The organism is Pseudomonas sp. FEMGT703P (assembly GCF_002786345.1).
Taxonomy (GTDB): Bacteria; Pseudomonadota; Gammaproteobacteria; order Pseudomonadales; family Pseudomonadaceae; genus Aquipseudomonas; species Aquipseudomonas peli.
This window is the reverse complement of sequence record NZ_PGCM01000003.1, coordinates 124,848-138,936: the sequence shown is the minus strand read 5'-3', so window position 1 is coordinate 138,936 and position 14,089 is coordinate 124,848. Positions and strand designations below refer to the sequence as shown.

General features: G+C 60.3%; 12 protein-coding genes, 2 tRNA genes and 2 pseudogenes. 14 read left to right on the top strand and 2 right to left on the bottom strand.

Annotated elements, in window-relative coordinates; all coding sequences use genetic code 11:
* Positions 1 to 232: 232 nt before the first annotated feature.
* The 14 genes from CUR33_RS01500 (at position 233) to rfbD (ending at position 12,459) form a co-directional block, all read left to right on the top strand.
* Positions 233 to 2,467, top strand: a complete 2,235-nt coding sequence (locus tag CUR33_RS01500; protein WP_289238472.1) for an AsmA family protein — start codon at positions 233 to 235, stop codon at positions 2,465 to 2,467.
* The gene (gene mutY / locus CUR33_RS01495) at positions 2,464 to 3,537 is read left to right on the top strand and encodes an A/G-specific adenine glycosylase (RefSeq protein ID WP_282874307.1); all 1,074 of its coding nucleotides are present in this window, start codon (positions 2,464 to 2,466) and stop codon (positions 3,535 to 3,537) included. Before CUR33_RS01500 ends, mutY begins: the two co-directional genes overlap by 4 nt.
* Positions 3,534 to 3,806, top strand: a complete 273-nt coding sequence (locus CUR33_RS01490; RefSeq protein WP_090254736.1) for an oxidative damage protection protein — start codon at positions 3,534 to 3,536, stop codon at positions 3,804 to 3,806. Before mutY ends, CUR33_RS01490 begins: the two co-directional genes overlap by 4 nt.
* A gap of 153 nt (positions 3,807 to 3,959) precedes the next feature.
* A tRNA-Phe gene (locus CUR33_RS01485) sits at positions 3,960 to 4,035 on the top strand.
* 257 nt (positions 4,036 to 4,292) lie between these two features.
* Positions 4,293 to 5,066, top strand: a complete 774-nt coding sequence (locus CUR33_RS01480) for an ABC transporter ATP-binding protein (protein WP_282874308.1) — start codon at positions 4,293 to 4,295, stop codon at positions 5,064 to 5,066.
* Positions 5,067 to 5,085: 19 nt separating this feature from the next.
* Positions 5,086 to 5,838: an ABC transporter substrate-binding protein gene (locus CUR33_RS01475; protein ID WP_167146441.1), complete on the top strand. Its 753-nt coding sequence runs from the start codon at positions 5,086 to 5,088 to the stop codon at positions 5,836 to 5,838.
* A gap of 50 nt (positions 5,839 to 5,888) precedes the next feature.
* Positions 5,889 to 6,584 carry an ABC transporter permease gene (locus CUR33_RS01470; RefSeq protein WP_090254729.1) on the top strand — a complete coding sequence of 232 codons (696 nt, stop codon included), beginning with the start codon at positions 5,889 to 5,891 and terminating at the stop codon, positions 6,582 to 6,584.
* Entirely contained in the window at positions 6,581 to 7,351 is a 771-nt protein-coding gene (locus CUR33_RS01465; protein WP_289238471.1) for an ABC transporter permease, read from the top strand. Before CUR33_RS01470 ends, CUR33_RS01465 begins: the two co-directional genes overlap by 4 nt.
* A gap of 35 nt (positions 7,352 to 7,386) precedes the next feature.
* On the top strand, positions 7,387 to 8,661 hold the full coding sequence (locus CUR33_RS01460) for a methyltransferase (protein ID WP_289238470.1): 1,275 nt from the start codon (positions 7,387 to 7,389) through the stop codon (positions 8,659 to 8,661).
* 248 nt (positions 8,662 to 8,909) lie between these two features.
* Positions 8,910 to 8,985, top strand: a tRNA-Thr gene (locus CUR33_RS01455).
* 132 nt (positions 8,986 to 9,117) lie between these two features.
* Positions 9,118 to 10,170, top strand: a complete 1,053-nt coding sequence (gene rfbB, locus CUR33_RS01450; protein ID WP_289238469.1) for a dTDP-glucose 4,6-dehydratase — start codon at positions 9,118 to 9,120, stop codon at positions 10,168 to 10,170.
* Positions 10,171 to 10,181: 11 nt separating this feature from the next.
* Complete coding sequence (gene rfbA, locus CUR33_RS01445; protein ID WP_090254723.1) at positions 10,182 to 11,048, top strand: glucose-1-phosphate thymidylyltransferase RfbA; 867 nt, start codon at positions 10,182 to 10,184, stop codon at positions 11,046 to 11,048.
* Between the two features lie 2 nt (positions 11,049 to 11,050).
* On the top strand, positions 11,051 to 11,596 hold the full coding sequence (gene rfbC / locus CUR33_RS01440; protein ID WP_289238468.1) for a dTDP-4-dehydrorhamnose 3,5-epimerase: 546 nt from the start codon (positions 11,051 to 11,053) through the stop codon (positions 11,594 to 11,596).
* Entirely contained in the window at positions 11,593 to 12,459 is an 867-nt protein-coding gene (rfbD, locus tag CUR33_RS01435; RefSeq protein ID WP_289238467.1) for a dTDP-4-dehydrorhamnose reductase, read from the top strand. Before rfbC ends, rfbD begins: the two co-directional genes overlap by 4 nt.
* Here the strand turns inward: rfbD and CUR33_RS20640 are convergent.
* Both CUR33_RS20640 and CUR33_RS20635 read right to left on the bottom strand, forming a co-directional pair.
* Positions 12,456 to 13,049, bottom strand: a pseudogene (locus CUR33_RS20640) (methyl-accepting chemotaxis protein); the annotation flags it as partial. The gene rfbD and the pseudogene CUR33_RS20640 overlap by 4 nt on opposite strands.
* A 270-nt stretch (positions 13,050 to 13,319) precedes the next feature.
* Positions 13,320 to 14,081: pseudogene (locus CUR33_RS20635) on the bottom strand (MCP four helix bundle domain-containing protein); the annotation flags it as partial.
* Positions 14,082 to 14,089: the final 8 nt, after the last annotated feature.

The window sequence follows — 14,089 nt, the reverse complement described above, 5'->3', positions numbered from 1 at the left end:
CCGAGCAGGGAACCGGCCACCGACTTACCTATCCAACTGCCAGAGCAGACGGTTCGAAAGCCCAGGCGCGACGGGCCCGGCCAGAGCCAGCCACGCTGCGCACCTGCAAAAGCCGCTTGCAAAATCACCGCGTAAACGGGACTGTCGGCGGTCAAGGTAAAAACGCTGGCGCTATACTCGCCGGCTCGAATTGCAGCTCTTCACCATCTCGTTTCGAAACAAGGATTCGCACATGAAAGCGCTCGGCAAAATTCTCGGCCTGTTTTTTCTCGGGCTCTTGCTGATCATCGTGGCGCTGGGCTTTGCCCTTACCCACCTGTTCGATCCCAACGATTACAAAGACGAAATCCGCCAGCTTGCCCGCGAAAAGGCCAACCTGGAGCTGACCCTCAAGGGCGATATCGGCTGGAGCCTGTTCCCCTGGCTCGGCCTGGAGCTGACCGACGCCACCCTCGCGAGCGTCAGCACTCCGGACAAACCGTTCGCCGATCTGCGCCTACTCGGCCTGTCGGTACGCGTACTGCCGCTGCTGCACAAAGAAGTGCAGATGAGCGACATCCGCATTGATGGCCTAAACCTCAACCTGCAGCGCGACGAGAAAGGTCGCAGCAACTGGGAAGATGTCGGCAAACCGGCCAGTGCCACGACTGCAACACCCGACGCCCAAGCATCGAGCACCGATAGCGCACAGACCGACAGCCCAGCCACCGAGCCAGGCGAAAGCAGCCAGCCTTTGAAACTGGATATCGATAGCCTGATCGTCAACAGCGCGCGCATCGACTACCACGACGCACAGAAAGGCCAGCAGTTCAGCGCCGAGAGCATCCAGCTGACCACCGGCGCAATACGCGAAGGCGCGGGCATCCCGGTCAAACTCAGCGCCTTCTTCGGCCTCAACAAACCGGTACTGCGCGCACGCAGCGAGCTGCAAGGCGAACTGCGCTTCGACCGCGCACTCAAGCGCTATCAGCTGGAAGACGCCAAGTTCTCCGGGGAGGTCTCCGGCGAGCCTTTCGACGGCCAGACCCTGACCTACTCGGCACAGGGCCAACTTTTGGTTGATCTGGCCGCTCAAGTTGCCGAATGGAACGGTCTGAAACTCTCCGGCAACCAGTTGCGCGCCCTCGGCGAGTTGAAAGTCCGCGACCTCGACAAGCAGCCAAAACTCAGCGGCGGCCTGTCGATTGCACCACTCAACCTGCGCGAGTTCCTCGCCACCATCGGCCAGAAACTGCCGCCGATGAATGACGACAAAACCCTCAGCCAATTTGAACTGGTCACCCGCCTCAACGGCACCGATAACAGCCTGACCTTCGAAGACCTCAAGCTGACCCTGGATGACAGCCACTTCAGCGGGCAACTGGCGGTAGCCGACTTCGCCAAACAGGCCCTGCGCGTGCAACTCAAGGGCGACCAACTGAACCTCGACCGTTACCTGCCCGCGCCCTCCAAAGATGCCAAGGACGCTGGCGCCGCCCGCAAAGCCGAGGTCAAAGCCAGCGTCGCCAGTGCCGGGCAGAGTGGCAGCACACCATTACCCGACGCACCGACCCAGCACGCCTGGAGCAGCAGCGAAGTACTGCCGATCGAGACACTGCGCAAGCTCGATATGCAGCTCGATATTGGCCTGGACCAGCTCACAGCTCAGCAACAAGCGATCAATAACTTCAGCGTCAAGGCACAAAGCAAAGGCGGCCTGCTGACGCTGCAGGATGTGCGCGGCAACATCGGTAACGGCAGCTTCGACGCCAAGGCCAGCATCGACGTGCGCCCGGCTGTGCCGCTGCTTAGTGTGCAGAAAAACCTCAGCGGCATCCCGGTTGAGCCGTTCCTGAAAAAGCCCGATCAGCCGTCACCGGTCAAAGGCCTGCTGGACCTCAACGCCAACCTGGCCACCAGCGGCAACAGCCAGCGCGCCTGGATCGACGGACTGACGGGCGAGGCCAGCTTCCTGCTCAACGACGGCGTGCTGGTCGACGCCAACCTGGAACAGCAACTGTGCCGCGGCATCGCCACGCTCAACCGCAAATCCCTGAGCAGCGACCCACGCGGCAAGGACACACCCTTCGAAACCCTGCAAGGCAGCCTGATCCTGCGTAACGGTGTGGCCCACAACCCCGACCTCAAGGCCGTTATTCCGGGCCTGGCGGTCAGCGGCAATGGCGATTTGGACCTGCGCATCCTCGGCCTCGACTACCGCGCCGGCATCACCATCACTGGCGATCAACGCGAAATGCCTGACCCGGCCTGCCAGGTCAACGAGCGCTATGTCGGCATCGAATGGCCAGTACGCTGTCGTGGCCCGCTGGAGATGGGCGGCAAGGCCTGCCGTCTGGATCAGGACGGCCTGGGCAAGGTCGCCGCCAAACTCGCCGGCAACAAGCTCAATGAGAAGATTGAAGAAAAACTCGGCGATAAAGTCAGCCCCGAGCTGAAAGATGCACTCAAAGGCCTGTTCAACCGATGAGCCCCGAGCAATTTTCTGACGCAGTACTGAATTGGTACGACAGCCACGGGCGCAAGGATCTGCCCTGGCAACAGGGCATAACGCCTTACCGTGTCTGGGTCTCGGAGATTATGCTGCAGCAAACCCAGGTCAGCACCGTGCTCGGTTATTTCGACCGTTTTATGGCCGCATTGCCGACGGTAAATGACCTGGCCGCAGCACCGGAAGACGAAGTGCTGCACCTGTGGACAGGCCTCGGTTACTACACTCGCGCGCGCAACCTGCAAAAGACCGCGCAGATCGTTATGCGCGAACATGCCGGCGACTTCCCCCGCGATGTCGACCAGCTCACCGAACTTCCCGGCATCGGCCGCTCTACCGCCGGCGCCATCGCCAGCCTGAGCATGGGCCTGCGTGCACCGATCCTCGACGGTAACGTCAAACGCGTCCTGGCGCGCTACGTGGCGCAGGAAGGCTATCCCGGCGAGCCAAAGGTGGCGAAACAGCTGTGGGATGTAGCCGAGCGCTATACCCCGCACGCCAGAGTCAACCATTACACCCAGGCGATGATGGATCTAGGCGCCACCCTGTGTACCCGCAGCAAACCCAGCTGCCTGTTATGCCCGCTGAAAAGTGGCTGCCAGGCGCACCTACTCGGCCTGGAAATCCGCTACCCAATCCCTAAGCCGCGCAAGGCGCTGCCGCAGAAACGCACGCTGATGCCGATCTTCGCCAACCGCAACGGCGAGGTGCTGCTTTACCGGCGCCCTTCAAGCGGCCTCTGGGGCGGCTTGTGGAGCCTGCCAGAGCTGGAGCATGCGAATGCTATCAACAGCTTGGCCAGCCAACACGGTTTGCAGCTCGGCGCACAACGCGAGCTGAGCGGCCTGACCCACACCTTCAGCCACTTTCAGCTGGCCATAGAGCCCTGGCTGGTGCAGGTCGACGCCGCGCCTGCTGCCGTGGCCGAGGTTGACTGGCTCTGGTATAACCTCGCCACCCCGCCGCGCCTGGGCCTCGCCGCCCCAGTAAAGAAACTGCTGAAGCGCGCGGCCGATGCACTCGCAGCAAATACTGGAGAAACGCCATGACCCGCACCGTACAGTGCCGCAAACACAAGCAGGAACTCCCCGGCCTGGACCGCCCGCCCTACCCAGGTGCCAAAGGTGAGGACATCTTCAACAACGTATCCAAGCAAGCCTGGGACGAATGGCAGAAGCACCAGACCCTGCTGATCAACGAACGTCGCCTGAACATGATGAACGCCGAAGACCGCAAATTCCTCCAGGTCGAGATGGACAAATTCCTCTCCGGCGAGGAATACGCCCAAGCCGACGGCTACGTACCGCCCAGCGCGTAACAGCTGCACATTGGCCAGCAGCTACAAACGCCCCTGCTGGCCATAACACGCCCGCAAAACCTCCGTTCGCAGCTAACCGCCCGTAATAATTAAATATTTTTCAAACTCACGCTTGACACCCACCCTTCAAATCCGTCTAATAGCGCCCCGTTGGCCCAGGTAGCTCAGTCGGTAGAGCAGGGGATTGAAAATCCCCGTGTCGGCGGTTCGATTCCGTCCCTGGGCACCATGAATACCGAGAAACCCCAAGTGAAGTTAAATTCCTTGGGGTTTTTTCTTGCCTGAAATTTACCGGGCAAGCGCTGATTACCCCCACTGAAATTGTGCACGCGCGACAGCCAACTGCAGCCAAGCGACAGCGTGACCGAGCAAGCACGCCCTGGCCGGTAAACGGCTTGGCGGTCAGCGAAACGCTATGCTAGCTTGACGCCTCGCCAGGAAGGCCACGCAACGCCTGAGCGCACCCGAAGAATAAGAGGACACTCCATGGCCGAGGCCACGCCCGCGCTGGAAATACGCGACCTGCATAAACGCTACGGCGACCTTGAGGTGCTCAAGGGCATCTCCCTCACCGCTCGCGACGGCGATGTGATTTCCATCCTCGGTTCTTCCGGCTCCGGCAAGTCGACCTTCCTGCGCTGCATCAATTTGCTGGAAAACCCGCACAAGGGACAGATCATCGTCGCCGGCGAGGAACTCAAGCTCAAAGCCACGAAGAATGGCGATTTGATCGCCGCCGACAACCGCCAGATCAATCGCCTGCGCAGCGAGATCGGCTTTGTCTTCCAGAATTTCAATCTGTGGCCACACATGAGCGTGCTCGACAACATCATCGAAGCGCCCCGCCGCGTGCTTGGCAAGAGCAAGGCCGAAGCCATCGAGATGGCCGAAGCGCTGCTGGCCAAGGTCGGCATTGCCGACAAGCGTCACGTTTATCCGAATCAGCTTTCCGGCGGCCAGCAGCAACGTGCAGCGATTGCCCGCACCCTGGCCATGCAGCCGAAAGTCATCCTGTTCGATGAGCCGACCTCGGCCCTCGACCCGGAGATGGTACAAGAAGTGCTTAATGTGATCCGCGCACTCGCTGAAGAAGGCCGCACCATGTTACTGGTCACCCATGAGATGGGCTTTGCCCGTCAGGTATCCAGCGAAGTGGTGTTTCTGCATCAGGGGCTGGTTGAAGAACAGGGCTCCCCGGCGCAGGTGTTCGACAACCCCAACTCGGCGCGCTGCAAACAATTCATGTCCAGCAATCACTGAAAACACGGAGCAACTACGCATGCAGAACTATAAGAAGATCCTGCTGGCCGCGGCCGCTACACTGGCCTTCGGCACCAGCGCCGTCGCCGCAGACAAGCTGAAAATCGGTACCGAAGGTGCTTACCCACCGTTCAACCTGATCGATGCCAGTGGCCAGGTCGGCGGTTTTGACGTGGAAATCGGCCAGGCCCTGTGCGCCAAAATGAAGGTCGAGTGCGAAGTGGTCACCTCCGACTGGGACGGCATCATCCCGGCTCTGAACGCGAAGAAATTCGACTTCCTGATCGCCTCCATGTCGATCACCGAAGAACGCAAAGTGGCGGTGGACTTCACCGAACCCTACTACACCAACAAGCTGCAGTTCATCGCCCCGAAAGGCGGCGACTTCAAGACTGATAAAGCCAGCCTGAAAGGCAAAGTGATCGGCGCTCAGCGCGCAACCATCGCTGGCACCTGGCTGGAAGACAACCTTAATGGCGTGGTCGACATCAAGCTGTACGACACCCAGGAAAACGCCTACCTCGACCTGTCCTCGGGCCGTCTCGATGGCGTGCTGGCTGACACCTTCGTTAACTGGGAATGGCTGAAGAGCGACGCTGGCAAGAGCTTCGAGTTCAAAGGCGACCCGGTATTCGACAACGACAAGATCGGCATTGCCGTTCGTAAGGGTGATGCCCTGCGCGACAAGCTGAACGCCGCACTGGCCGAGATCGTGGCTGACGGCACCTACAAGAAGATCAACGACAAGTACTTCCCGTTCAGCATCTACTAAGCTGCCGGCACTGCGTCGCCCGCCCGGGCGGCGCAGGCTTCTGAGCCCCTATGAATTTCGACCTCTACGGATTCGGCCCGGCCCTGGCTGCTGGCACCCTGATGACCATCAAGCTGGCGCTTAGCGCGCTGTGCCTGGGTCTGGTGCTCGGCTTGCTTGGCGCCCTCGCCAAGACTTCCCCGTACAAGCCGCTGCAATGGCTTGGCGGTACCTACTCGACCATCGTGCGCGGGATTCCCGAGCTGCTCTGGGTGTTGTTGATTTATTTCGGCACTGTGCAGCTGATGCGCAACCTGGCGGACCTGCTCGGCATCGAAAGCCTTGAGCTGAACGCCTTCGCCGCCGGCACCATTGCCCTCGGCATCTGTTTCGGCGCGTACGCCACCGAAGTGTTTCGTGGCGCGATCCTGGCCATCCCCAAAGGTCACCGCGAAGCCGGCCAAGCCTTGGGCATGTCCAAACCACGGATCTTCTGGCGGCTGATCCTGCCGCAGATGTGGCGCATCGCTCTGCCCGGCCTGGGGAATCTGTTTATGATTCTGATGAAGGACACCGCACTGGTATCGGTGATCGGCCTAGAAGAAATCATGCGCCGCTCGCAAATCGCCGTGACCGCCAGCAAGGAGCCTTTCACCTTTTATATGGTGGCGGCCTTTATCTACCTGGGCCTGACCGTGCTGGCGATGATCGGCATGCACTTCCTTGAAAAACGCTCCAGTCGTGGTTTTGTCAGGAGCGCGTCATGAGAAAGATCTCTGAAATCGCGGCCTGGTCGGTTGCCGTTGCGCTTATTGCCTATGCGCTGTGGAGCGGCCTAACTGCCCTTAACTGGAACGTGATCATCAAGTGGCTGCCGCGCCTGTCTGAAGGCGCCCTGCTTACCCTGGAGCTGGTGGGTATAGCGGTTCTCGCCGGGTTGATTCTCGCCCTGCCGATGGGCATCGCCCGCGCGTCGCGGCACTGGTATGTGCGCGCCCTGCCCTATGGCTACATTTTCTTCTTCCGTGGCACACCACTGTTGGTGCAACTGTTCCTGGTCTACTACGGCCTGGCACAGTTCGATGCGGTGCGCGAAGGCCCGCTCTGGCCCTACCTGCGCTCACCGTACTGGTGCGCGGTGCTGACCATGACCCTGCACACCGCAGCCTACATCGCTGAGATCCTGCGCGGGGCGATTCAGGCCGTGCCGCCGGGCGAGATCGAAGCCGCTCGTGCGCTAGGCATGTCGCGCGCCAAGACGATGTTCTATATCGTTCTGCCACGCGCCGCGCGTATCGGCCTGCCGGCCTACAGCAACGAAGTAATCCTGATGCTCAAGGCCAGCGCCCTGGCCAGCACCGTGACCCTGCTAGAGCTGACCGGCATGGCCCGAACCATCATCGCTCGCACCTATCTGCCGGTGGAGATCTTCTTCGCGGCAGGGATGTTCTACCTGCTGATCGCCTTCCTGCTGGTGCGCGGCTTCAAACTGCTGGAACGCTGGCTGCGCGTCGACGCCTGCCAGGGCCGCTGATTGCCTGAGGGCTCGCACCCTCAGGCACCGCCATCATGCCAACCACAACTCCCGCCCAGATCCTGCAAGACGTTGCCCTGTTGCAGCGCTTTCAGGCAGTAGATAGCTTTCTTATCGAACACCAAACGCTATGGCGGCCACGGCCATTTGTGCATTACCCCGCAGTCCCCTGGGAAGCCGAGCACCCACAGCTGGCCGCCTGGCTCAGGGCACAAAGCCTGGAGCATGCCGAAGCCGCACATAACCAGCCCCACCTGCTGAAAGCACCTGCGCCCTTCCTGCAACTGGCCGCCCAAGCTCATGATCTAAGCCAGATCGGTGAATTACCACAGTCACCCGCGACGGTATTGCCTGCGCGCTTTAGCAGCGATGTGCCGGGGCGCAAGTGGCAGCAGATCGATGCCTTCGCCCGCAGCCTGAGTTTTACCCATACACCGCAACACTGGCTGGACTGGTGCGCCGGCAAAGGCCACCTTGGCCGCATGCTGGCACACACGGGCGGCAGCCTGACCTGCCTGGAATACAACCCACAGCTGGTCAGCAGTGGCCAACAGCTCAGCCATAAACTCGGCATCACCGCACAGCATATCGAGCAGGATGTGCTGGCTGCAGACGCCGCGAAGCAACTGCAGGCTCAGCACACCCCCGTGGCGCTGCATGCCTGCGGCGAACTGCATACGCGCCTGCTGCAACTGGCCAGCCAAGCCGGCTGCCAGCAGGTGGCCGTGGCGCCCTGCTGCTACAACCGCATCAGCACTGCGAGCTATCAGCCACTTTCGGCAAGCGCCCAGGCCTCATCACTGCAACTGTCTATCGACGATCTCGGCCTCCCCCTGAGCGAAACCGTCACTGCAGGCGCCCGCGTTCGTCGGCAGCGCGATCAGTCCATGGCCTGGCGCCTTGCCTTCGATCTGTTGCAGCGCCAACTTCGTGGTATCGACGAGTACTTGCCAACGCCATCCCTGCCGCCAGCCTGGCTCGACAAATCGTTTGCCAATTACTGCCAAGATCTCGCCGCACTTAAACAGCTGCCCACCCCCGCGAAACAAAACTGGCAACAGCTCGAACAACAAGGCTGGAAACGCCTGGCCGAGGTGCGCAATCTGGAACTGCTGCGCGGATTATTCCGCCGCCCATTGGAACTCTGGCTACTGCTCGACCGCGCCCTCTACTTGCAGGAACACGGCTACACCGTACGCCTTGGCACCTTTTGCAGTCGACAACAGAGCCCGAGAAACCTGCTGCTGCTGGCAGAACGCCAGCAAAACTTGCCCACAGCATCTGTGGATAACTCTGTTGACAGAATCTGAGCAAATCGCGCAAAAGCCCGCCACAGCTGAACATTGCCAAGCTGCGCATTTTTTAATCTGAAAATATAGCTTGTAAAAACATAGACTTAGCCAATACCGCGAACCAGCGCACAAAGTCTGCGCACGTCCGTGCCAAATGCCCTGCTTGTGTGCATAACGATTTAGCTACTGATAACAATGCCTGCACAGAACTACGCTCAGACGGCTTTACTCAGCCAAATGAATGGATATAATGGCGACCCTCAAAGGCCGGTATAGCTCAGCTGGTAGAGCAACTGACTTGTAATCAGTAGGTCCCGGGTTCGATTCCTGGTGCCGGCACCATATAAAGAAAGCCCCGCAGCGATGCGGGGCTTTTTTTTGCCGAAAAAATACTGCAGCTTGCTCACCTAGACGCGGCTTGCAACACTGCCCGCAATGTTAACCGGCCACCAGAGCAACGGAAGGTATAAGCCTGTGCGTATCCTGATCACCGGCGGCGCCGGCTTTATTGGCTCGGCACTGATTCGTCATCTGCTGAATCACACCGAGCATCAGGTGCTTAACCTCGACAAGCTGACCTATGCCGGCAACCTCGAGTCGTTGGCCAGTGTTGCCAATCATCCCGGCTATCGCTTCATGCAGGCCGACATTGCCGACAGTGCAGCCGTCAGCCAGGCACTGGCTGAATTTCAGCCGGACGCGATCATGCACTTGGCGGCTGAATCGCACGTCGATCGCTCCATCGACGGCCCGGCAGCGTTTATCCAAACCAATATCGTCGGCACCTATACGCTGCTCGAAGCCACGCGTAGTTATTGGATGCAGCTGGAGCCGGCACGCAAAGCCGCGTTTCGCTTTCACCATATCTCGACCGATGAAGTGTATGGCGACCTGCACGGTGCAGATGATCTGTTCACCGAGGCCACGGCCTACGCACCCAGCTCGCCCTACTCGGCGAGTAAGGCCGCGTCAGATCATCTGGTCCGCGCCTGGCAGCGCACTTATGGCCTGCCAGTCCTGCTGACCAACTGCTCGAACAACTACGGCCCTTACCAGTTCCCGGAAAAACTGATCCCGCTGATGATCCTCAATGCTCTGGATGGCAAGCCGCTACCGGTTTACGGCAACGGCCAGCAGGTGCGTGACTGGCTGTATGTGGAAGACCATGCCCGCGCGCTGTTAACGGTGGTGAGTGAAGGCAAGGTCGGCGAGACCTACAACATCGGCGGGCATAACGAGCAGAAGAACCTGCATGTGGTGGAGAGCATTTGCGCGTTATTGGACGAGCTGTCCCCACGCCAGAACGGCTCCTATAAAGAGCAGATCAGTTTCGTCACTGACCGCCCAGGTCATGATCTGCGCTATGCCATCGATGCCAGCAAGATCGAACGCGAGCTGGGCTGGAAACCTGAGGAAACCTTCGCCAGCGGCCTGCGCAAAACCGTGCTCTGGTACCTGAATAATCTCGACTGGTGCCGCCGCGTGCAGGATGGCAGCTACCAGCGCGAATGCCTCGGCGCACTATAAGGAGCAGCACAATGAAAGGCATCATTCTCGCCGGTGGCTCCGGCAGTCGCCTGCACCCCATCACCCTAGGGGTGTCCAAACAGCTGCTGCCGATCTACGACAAACCGATGATCTACTACCCGATATCCGTGCTGATGCTCGCGGGTGTGCGCGAAATTCTGATTATCTCCACCCCGCAGGACTTGCCGAATTTCCGCAAGATGCTCGGTGATGGCAGCCAGTTTGGTGTGCGTTTCGAGTACATCGAACAACCCTCACCCGACGGTCTGGCCCAGGCCTTTATTCTGGGCGAAGAATTTATCGGCAAGGATTCGGTGTGCCTGATCCTTGGCGACAACATTTTCCATGGCCAGCACTTCACCGAAAAACTTCTGCGCGCTGCCGCTGAGCCATCAGGGGCTACGGTTTTCGGCTACTGGGTCAAGGACCCGCAGCGCTTTGGCGTGATCGAGTTCGACACTCAGGGCAAGGCCATCTCCATTGAGGAAAAGCCCGTCATACCGAAGTCCAGTTACGCGGTGACTGGCCTGTATTTTTACGACAACGATGTGATTGAGATTGCCAAAGCGGTCCAACCGTCGCCGCGTGGTGAGCTGGAAATCACCGACGTCAACAACGCCTACTTGCAGCGCGGTGACTTGCGCGTCGAGCGTTTCGGCCGTGGCTTCGCCTGGCTCGACACCGGCACCCACGACAGCCTGCTGGATGCATCGCAATACGTGCAGACCATCGAACATCGTCAGGGCCTGAAAGTCGCCTGCCTGGAAGAAATCGCTTACCAGCAGGGCTGGATTGATCGTCAGCAACTACTGGCGCAGGCCACTATTTTTGGCAAGACCGGCTACGGCCAGTACCTGTTCAAACTGGCTGAGGAATGAGCATGCAGGCGATCAGCACCGAGCTGCCCGGCGTGATCATCCTAGAACCCAAGGTATTCGGCGATCAGCGCGGGTTTTTCTTCGAGAGTTTCAATGCCCGCAGCTTTGCCGATGCCACCGGCCTACAGCGTGAGTTCGTTCAGGACAATCACTCGCGCTCAGCCAAAGGCGTGCTACGCGGGCTGCATTATCAAGTGCAGCAAGCGCAGGGCAAATTGGTTCGGGTCACGGCCGGCGAAGTCTATGACGTAGCCGTGGATCTACGCCGCAGCTCGCCCACCTTCGGCCGCTGGGTTGGCGTGCACCTGTCCGCCGAAAACAATCGGCAGTTGTGGGTACCGGAAGGGTTTGCCCATGGCTTTGTGGTACTCAGCGAGTTCGCCGAGTTCCTCTACAAAACCACCAACTACTATGCGCCGGAACATGAGCGCTGCATCCGCTGGGATGACCCAACACTGGCCATTGACTGGCCGCTGGAAGGTTCACCGCAACTGTCAGCCAAGGATCAGGCCGGCGCCAGCTTCGTCGATGCCCAGGTCTTCCCATGAAAGTTCTCCTGCTCGGCCGGCAGGGCCAGGTCAGCCAGGAACTGCAGCGCGCCCTGCACGGTGCCGCCGAGTTGACGGTACTGGGCCGCGAGCAGCTGGACCTGGCTCAGCCGGAGCGGATTCGCCAACAGGTTCAGCGCCTGCGCCCCGAGCTGATCATCAATGCCGCCGCGCACACCGCGGTCGATCAGGCCGAGAGCGAGCCGGGGCTGGCCTTCGCGATCAACGCCACGGCACCGGGCATCCTCGCCGAAGCAGCCGCTGAACTGAGTGTTCCGCTGATCCACTACTCCACCGACTATGTGTTCGATGGCAGCATGGCCGAGCCTTACCGCGAAAACGACGCCACCAACCCGCTGAGCGTATACGGGCGTAGCAAACTGGCGGGCGAGCAGGCGATTCAGGCCGTGGGCGGCATGCACCTGATTCTGCGCACCAGCTGGGTTTACTCGCAGCACGGCAAGAACTTTCTGCTGACCATGCAACGTCTGCTGCAGGAACGCGAACGCTTATCCGTGGTGGACGACCAGATCGGCGCGCCCACTTGGGCCGGCACGATTTCGCAAGCCACGGCGCAGCTGATCACGCAGTGGCGTAGCGGCCATCCAGGCCCGTGGGGGGTCTATCACCTGACCGCACAAGGCGAAACCAGCTGGTTCGGCTTTGCCCGCGCGATTGCCGCGCACCTGCACAGCCAAGGCAAAACCGTGGCGACGCTGCACCCCATCCCCAGCAGCGCTTATCCAACCCCGGCGCAGCGCCCACTGAATTCACGTCTGGACTGCAGCCGCCTGCAGCAGGACTGGCACGTTCAACTGCCAACCTGGCAGGCTGCGCTGGAGCAGTGCCTCGCTCATCGCTAAGCCCTGAAGCGCTGTATCTGCTGCTGCAAGCCTGTGGCCAGTTGCGCCAGATCGCGGCTGGCAATCGAGCTTTGCTCGGCACCGTTGACCACATCACCGATGCTGTCATTGAGGCTGCTGATGTTCTCGCTGATTTCATTCGCCACTGCCGTTTGCTGTTCCGTGGCAGCGGAAATCTGCACATTGCCGTCGGCGATACCTTCAATCGCAAGGGCAATGTGATTGAGCACCTCACCCGCCTCACGGGCACGGCTGACACTGTTTTGCGCCTGCTCGCGCGACAACTGCATCGCACTGACCGCACTGCGTGCGCCGCCTTGTAGGGCATCGATCATGCTGCGGATCGATTCGGTGGCTTTCTGCGTATTACTCGCCAGGCTGCGCACCTCATCAGCCACCACGGCAAAGCCGCGCCCGGCTTCACCAGCGCGCGCCGCCTCAATGGCGGCATTCAGCGCCAGCAGGTTGGTTTGCTCGGCAATACTCTGGATCACCCCAAGCACCTTACTGATTTCATCACTCTGGCTGTGCAGGGTGTCGATCACCTCACCGGCTTTTTCCACCGAGGTCGACAGCCCCTGAATCGATGTGAGGTTGGACTGCACCAACTCGCTGCCCTGGCGCGCTTCCTTATTCGCGTCTGCGGCATTGCTGGCAGTGGCCTGCGCATTGCGCGCGACCTCTTGCACTGCCACGCTCATCTGGTGCACGGCGGTGGCCACCATGCTGGTTTGGTCGCCTTGGGCCGTGGCAGCCTGGCTGACCTGAGCACTGATCGCACTCATTTCCTCGGACGCCGCCGCCAGCTGCGTGGCGGTATCGGTCAAATGGCGGATCAACGCCTGCTGGTGCTCTAGCATGGCATTGAAGGCCCGCGCGGTATCGGACACCTCATCGCGGCCGCGGGTGTCAGCACGCAGGGTCAAGTTGGATGACTCCTGCACCTCGCTGATCACGCTGCGCAAACCGGACAGCGGGCGAATGATCGACAGACTGATCATCACTGCGGCCACCAGCACCAGCACCAACGCAACGGCACCGATCAACAGGAAGGTATTACGGATGGCCAAGTACTGGGCCGTGGTCTCGACGTTGAGCCGCTCGCCCTCGCTCAGCTGCAAACTGATCAACCCTTCCAGCTCGCCACCCAGCGGGTCGAAGGTGTCATACAGGGTACGGTTGAACGATGCCGTTTCGGTCGCCAGTAACTGGCCATTTGCGAGTTGCCCCAGGTACTGATCCGCCAGTTGCTGGACCTTCAACAGGAGTGGTTTGGTGCGCTCGACCCGACTACTTTCATCACGGGTCAGTCGAGTGGCGATGTACTCGGCCCAGGCTTTGTCACCACGGCTGCGGGCATCGCTGAATGCCTTGCGCAATGCGGCTTCGTCGAACACCCCAGCGCGGTATTTATGCAACGCATCGACCATCGCCACCGCGTAGGCATCCGACACCACCTTGAGCTGGCTTATCGGCTGCATGCGGTCGGTAAACAACTCGTCAAAACTGTCATTCAGCTTGCTGGCATTGGACAACGCCATGCTGATCACCACAATCAGCACCAGCAGCGGCACCACCGCCAACAGCAGCAACCTCGCCCGTACCGTCAATTGAGCCAGCATCAGGGTAT

What these genes read in the sequence shown, in the direction of transcription:
- CUR33_RS01465 (WP_289238471.1), top strand. Translation starts at nt 6,581, where the DNA reads ATGAGAAAGATCTCTGAAATCGCGGCCTGGTCGGTTGCCGTTGCGCTT.
- CUR33_RS01460 (WP_289238470.1), top strand. Translation starts at nt 7,387, where the DNA reads ATGCCAACCACAACTCCCGCCCAGATCCTGCAAGACGTTGCCCTGTTG.
- rfbD (WP_289238467.1), top strand. Translation starts at nt 11,593, where the DNA reads ATGAAAGTTCTCCTGCTCGGCCGGCAGGGCCAGGTCAGCCAGGAACTG.
- CUR33_RS01490 (WP_090254736.1), top strand. Translation starts at nt 3,534, where the DNA reads ATGACCCGCACCGTACAGTGCCGCAAACACAAGCAGGAACTCCCCGGC.
- CUR33_RS01480 (WP_282874308.1), top strand. Translation starts at nt 4,293, where the DNA reads ATGGCCGAGGCCACGCCCGCGCTGGAAATACGCGACCTGCATAAACGC.
- rfbA (WP_090254723.1), top strand. Translation starts at nt 10,182, where the DNA reads ATGAAAGGCATCATTCTCGCCGGTGGCTCCGGCAGTCGCCTGCACCCC.
- CUR33_RS01475 (WP_167146441.1), top strand. Translation starts at nt 5,086, where the DNA reads ATGCAGAACTATAAGAAGATCCTGCTGGCCGCGGCCGCTACACTGGCC.
- rfbC (WP_289238468.1), top strand. Translation starts at nt 11,051, where the DNA reads ATGCAGGCGATCAGCACCGAGCTGCCCGGCGTGATCATCCTAGAACCC.
- CUR33_RS01470 (WP_090254729.1), top strand. Translation starts at nt 5,889, where the DNA reads ATGAATTTCGACCTCTACGGATTCGGCCCGGCCCTGGCTGCTGGCACC.
- CUR33_RS01500 (WP_289238472.1), top strand. Translation starts at nt 233, where the DNA reads ATGAAAGCGCTCGGCAAAATTCTCGGCCTGTTTTTTCTCGGGCTCTTG.
- mutY (WP_282874307.1), top strand. Translation starts at nt 2,464, where the DNA reads ATGAGCCCCGAGCAATTTTCTGACGCAGTACTGAATTGGTACGACAGC.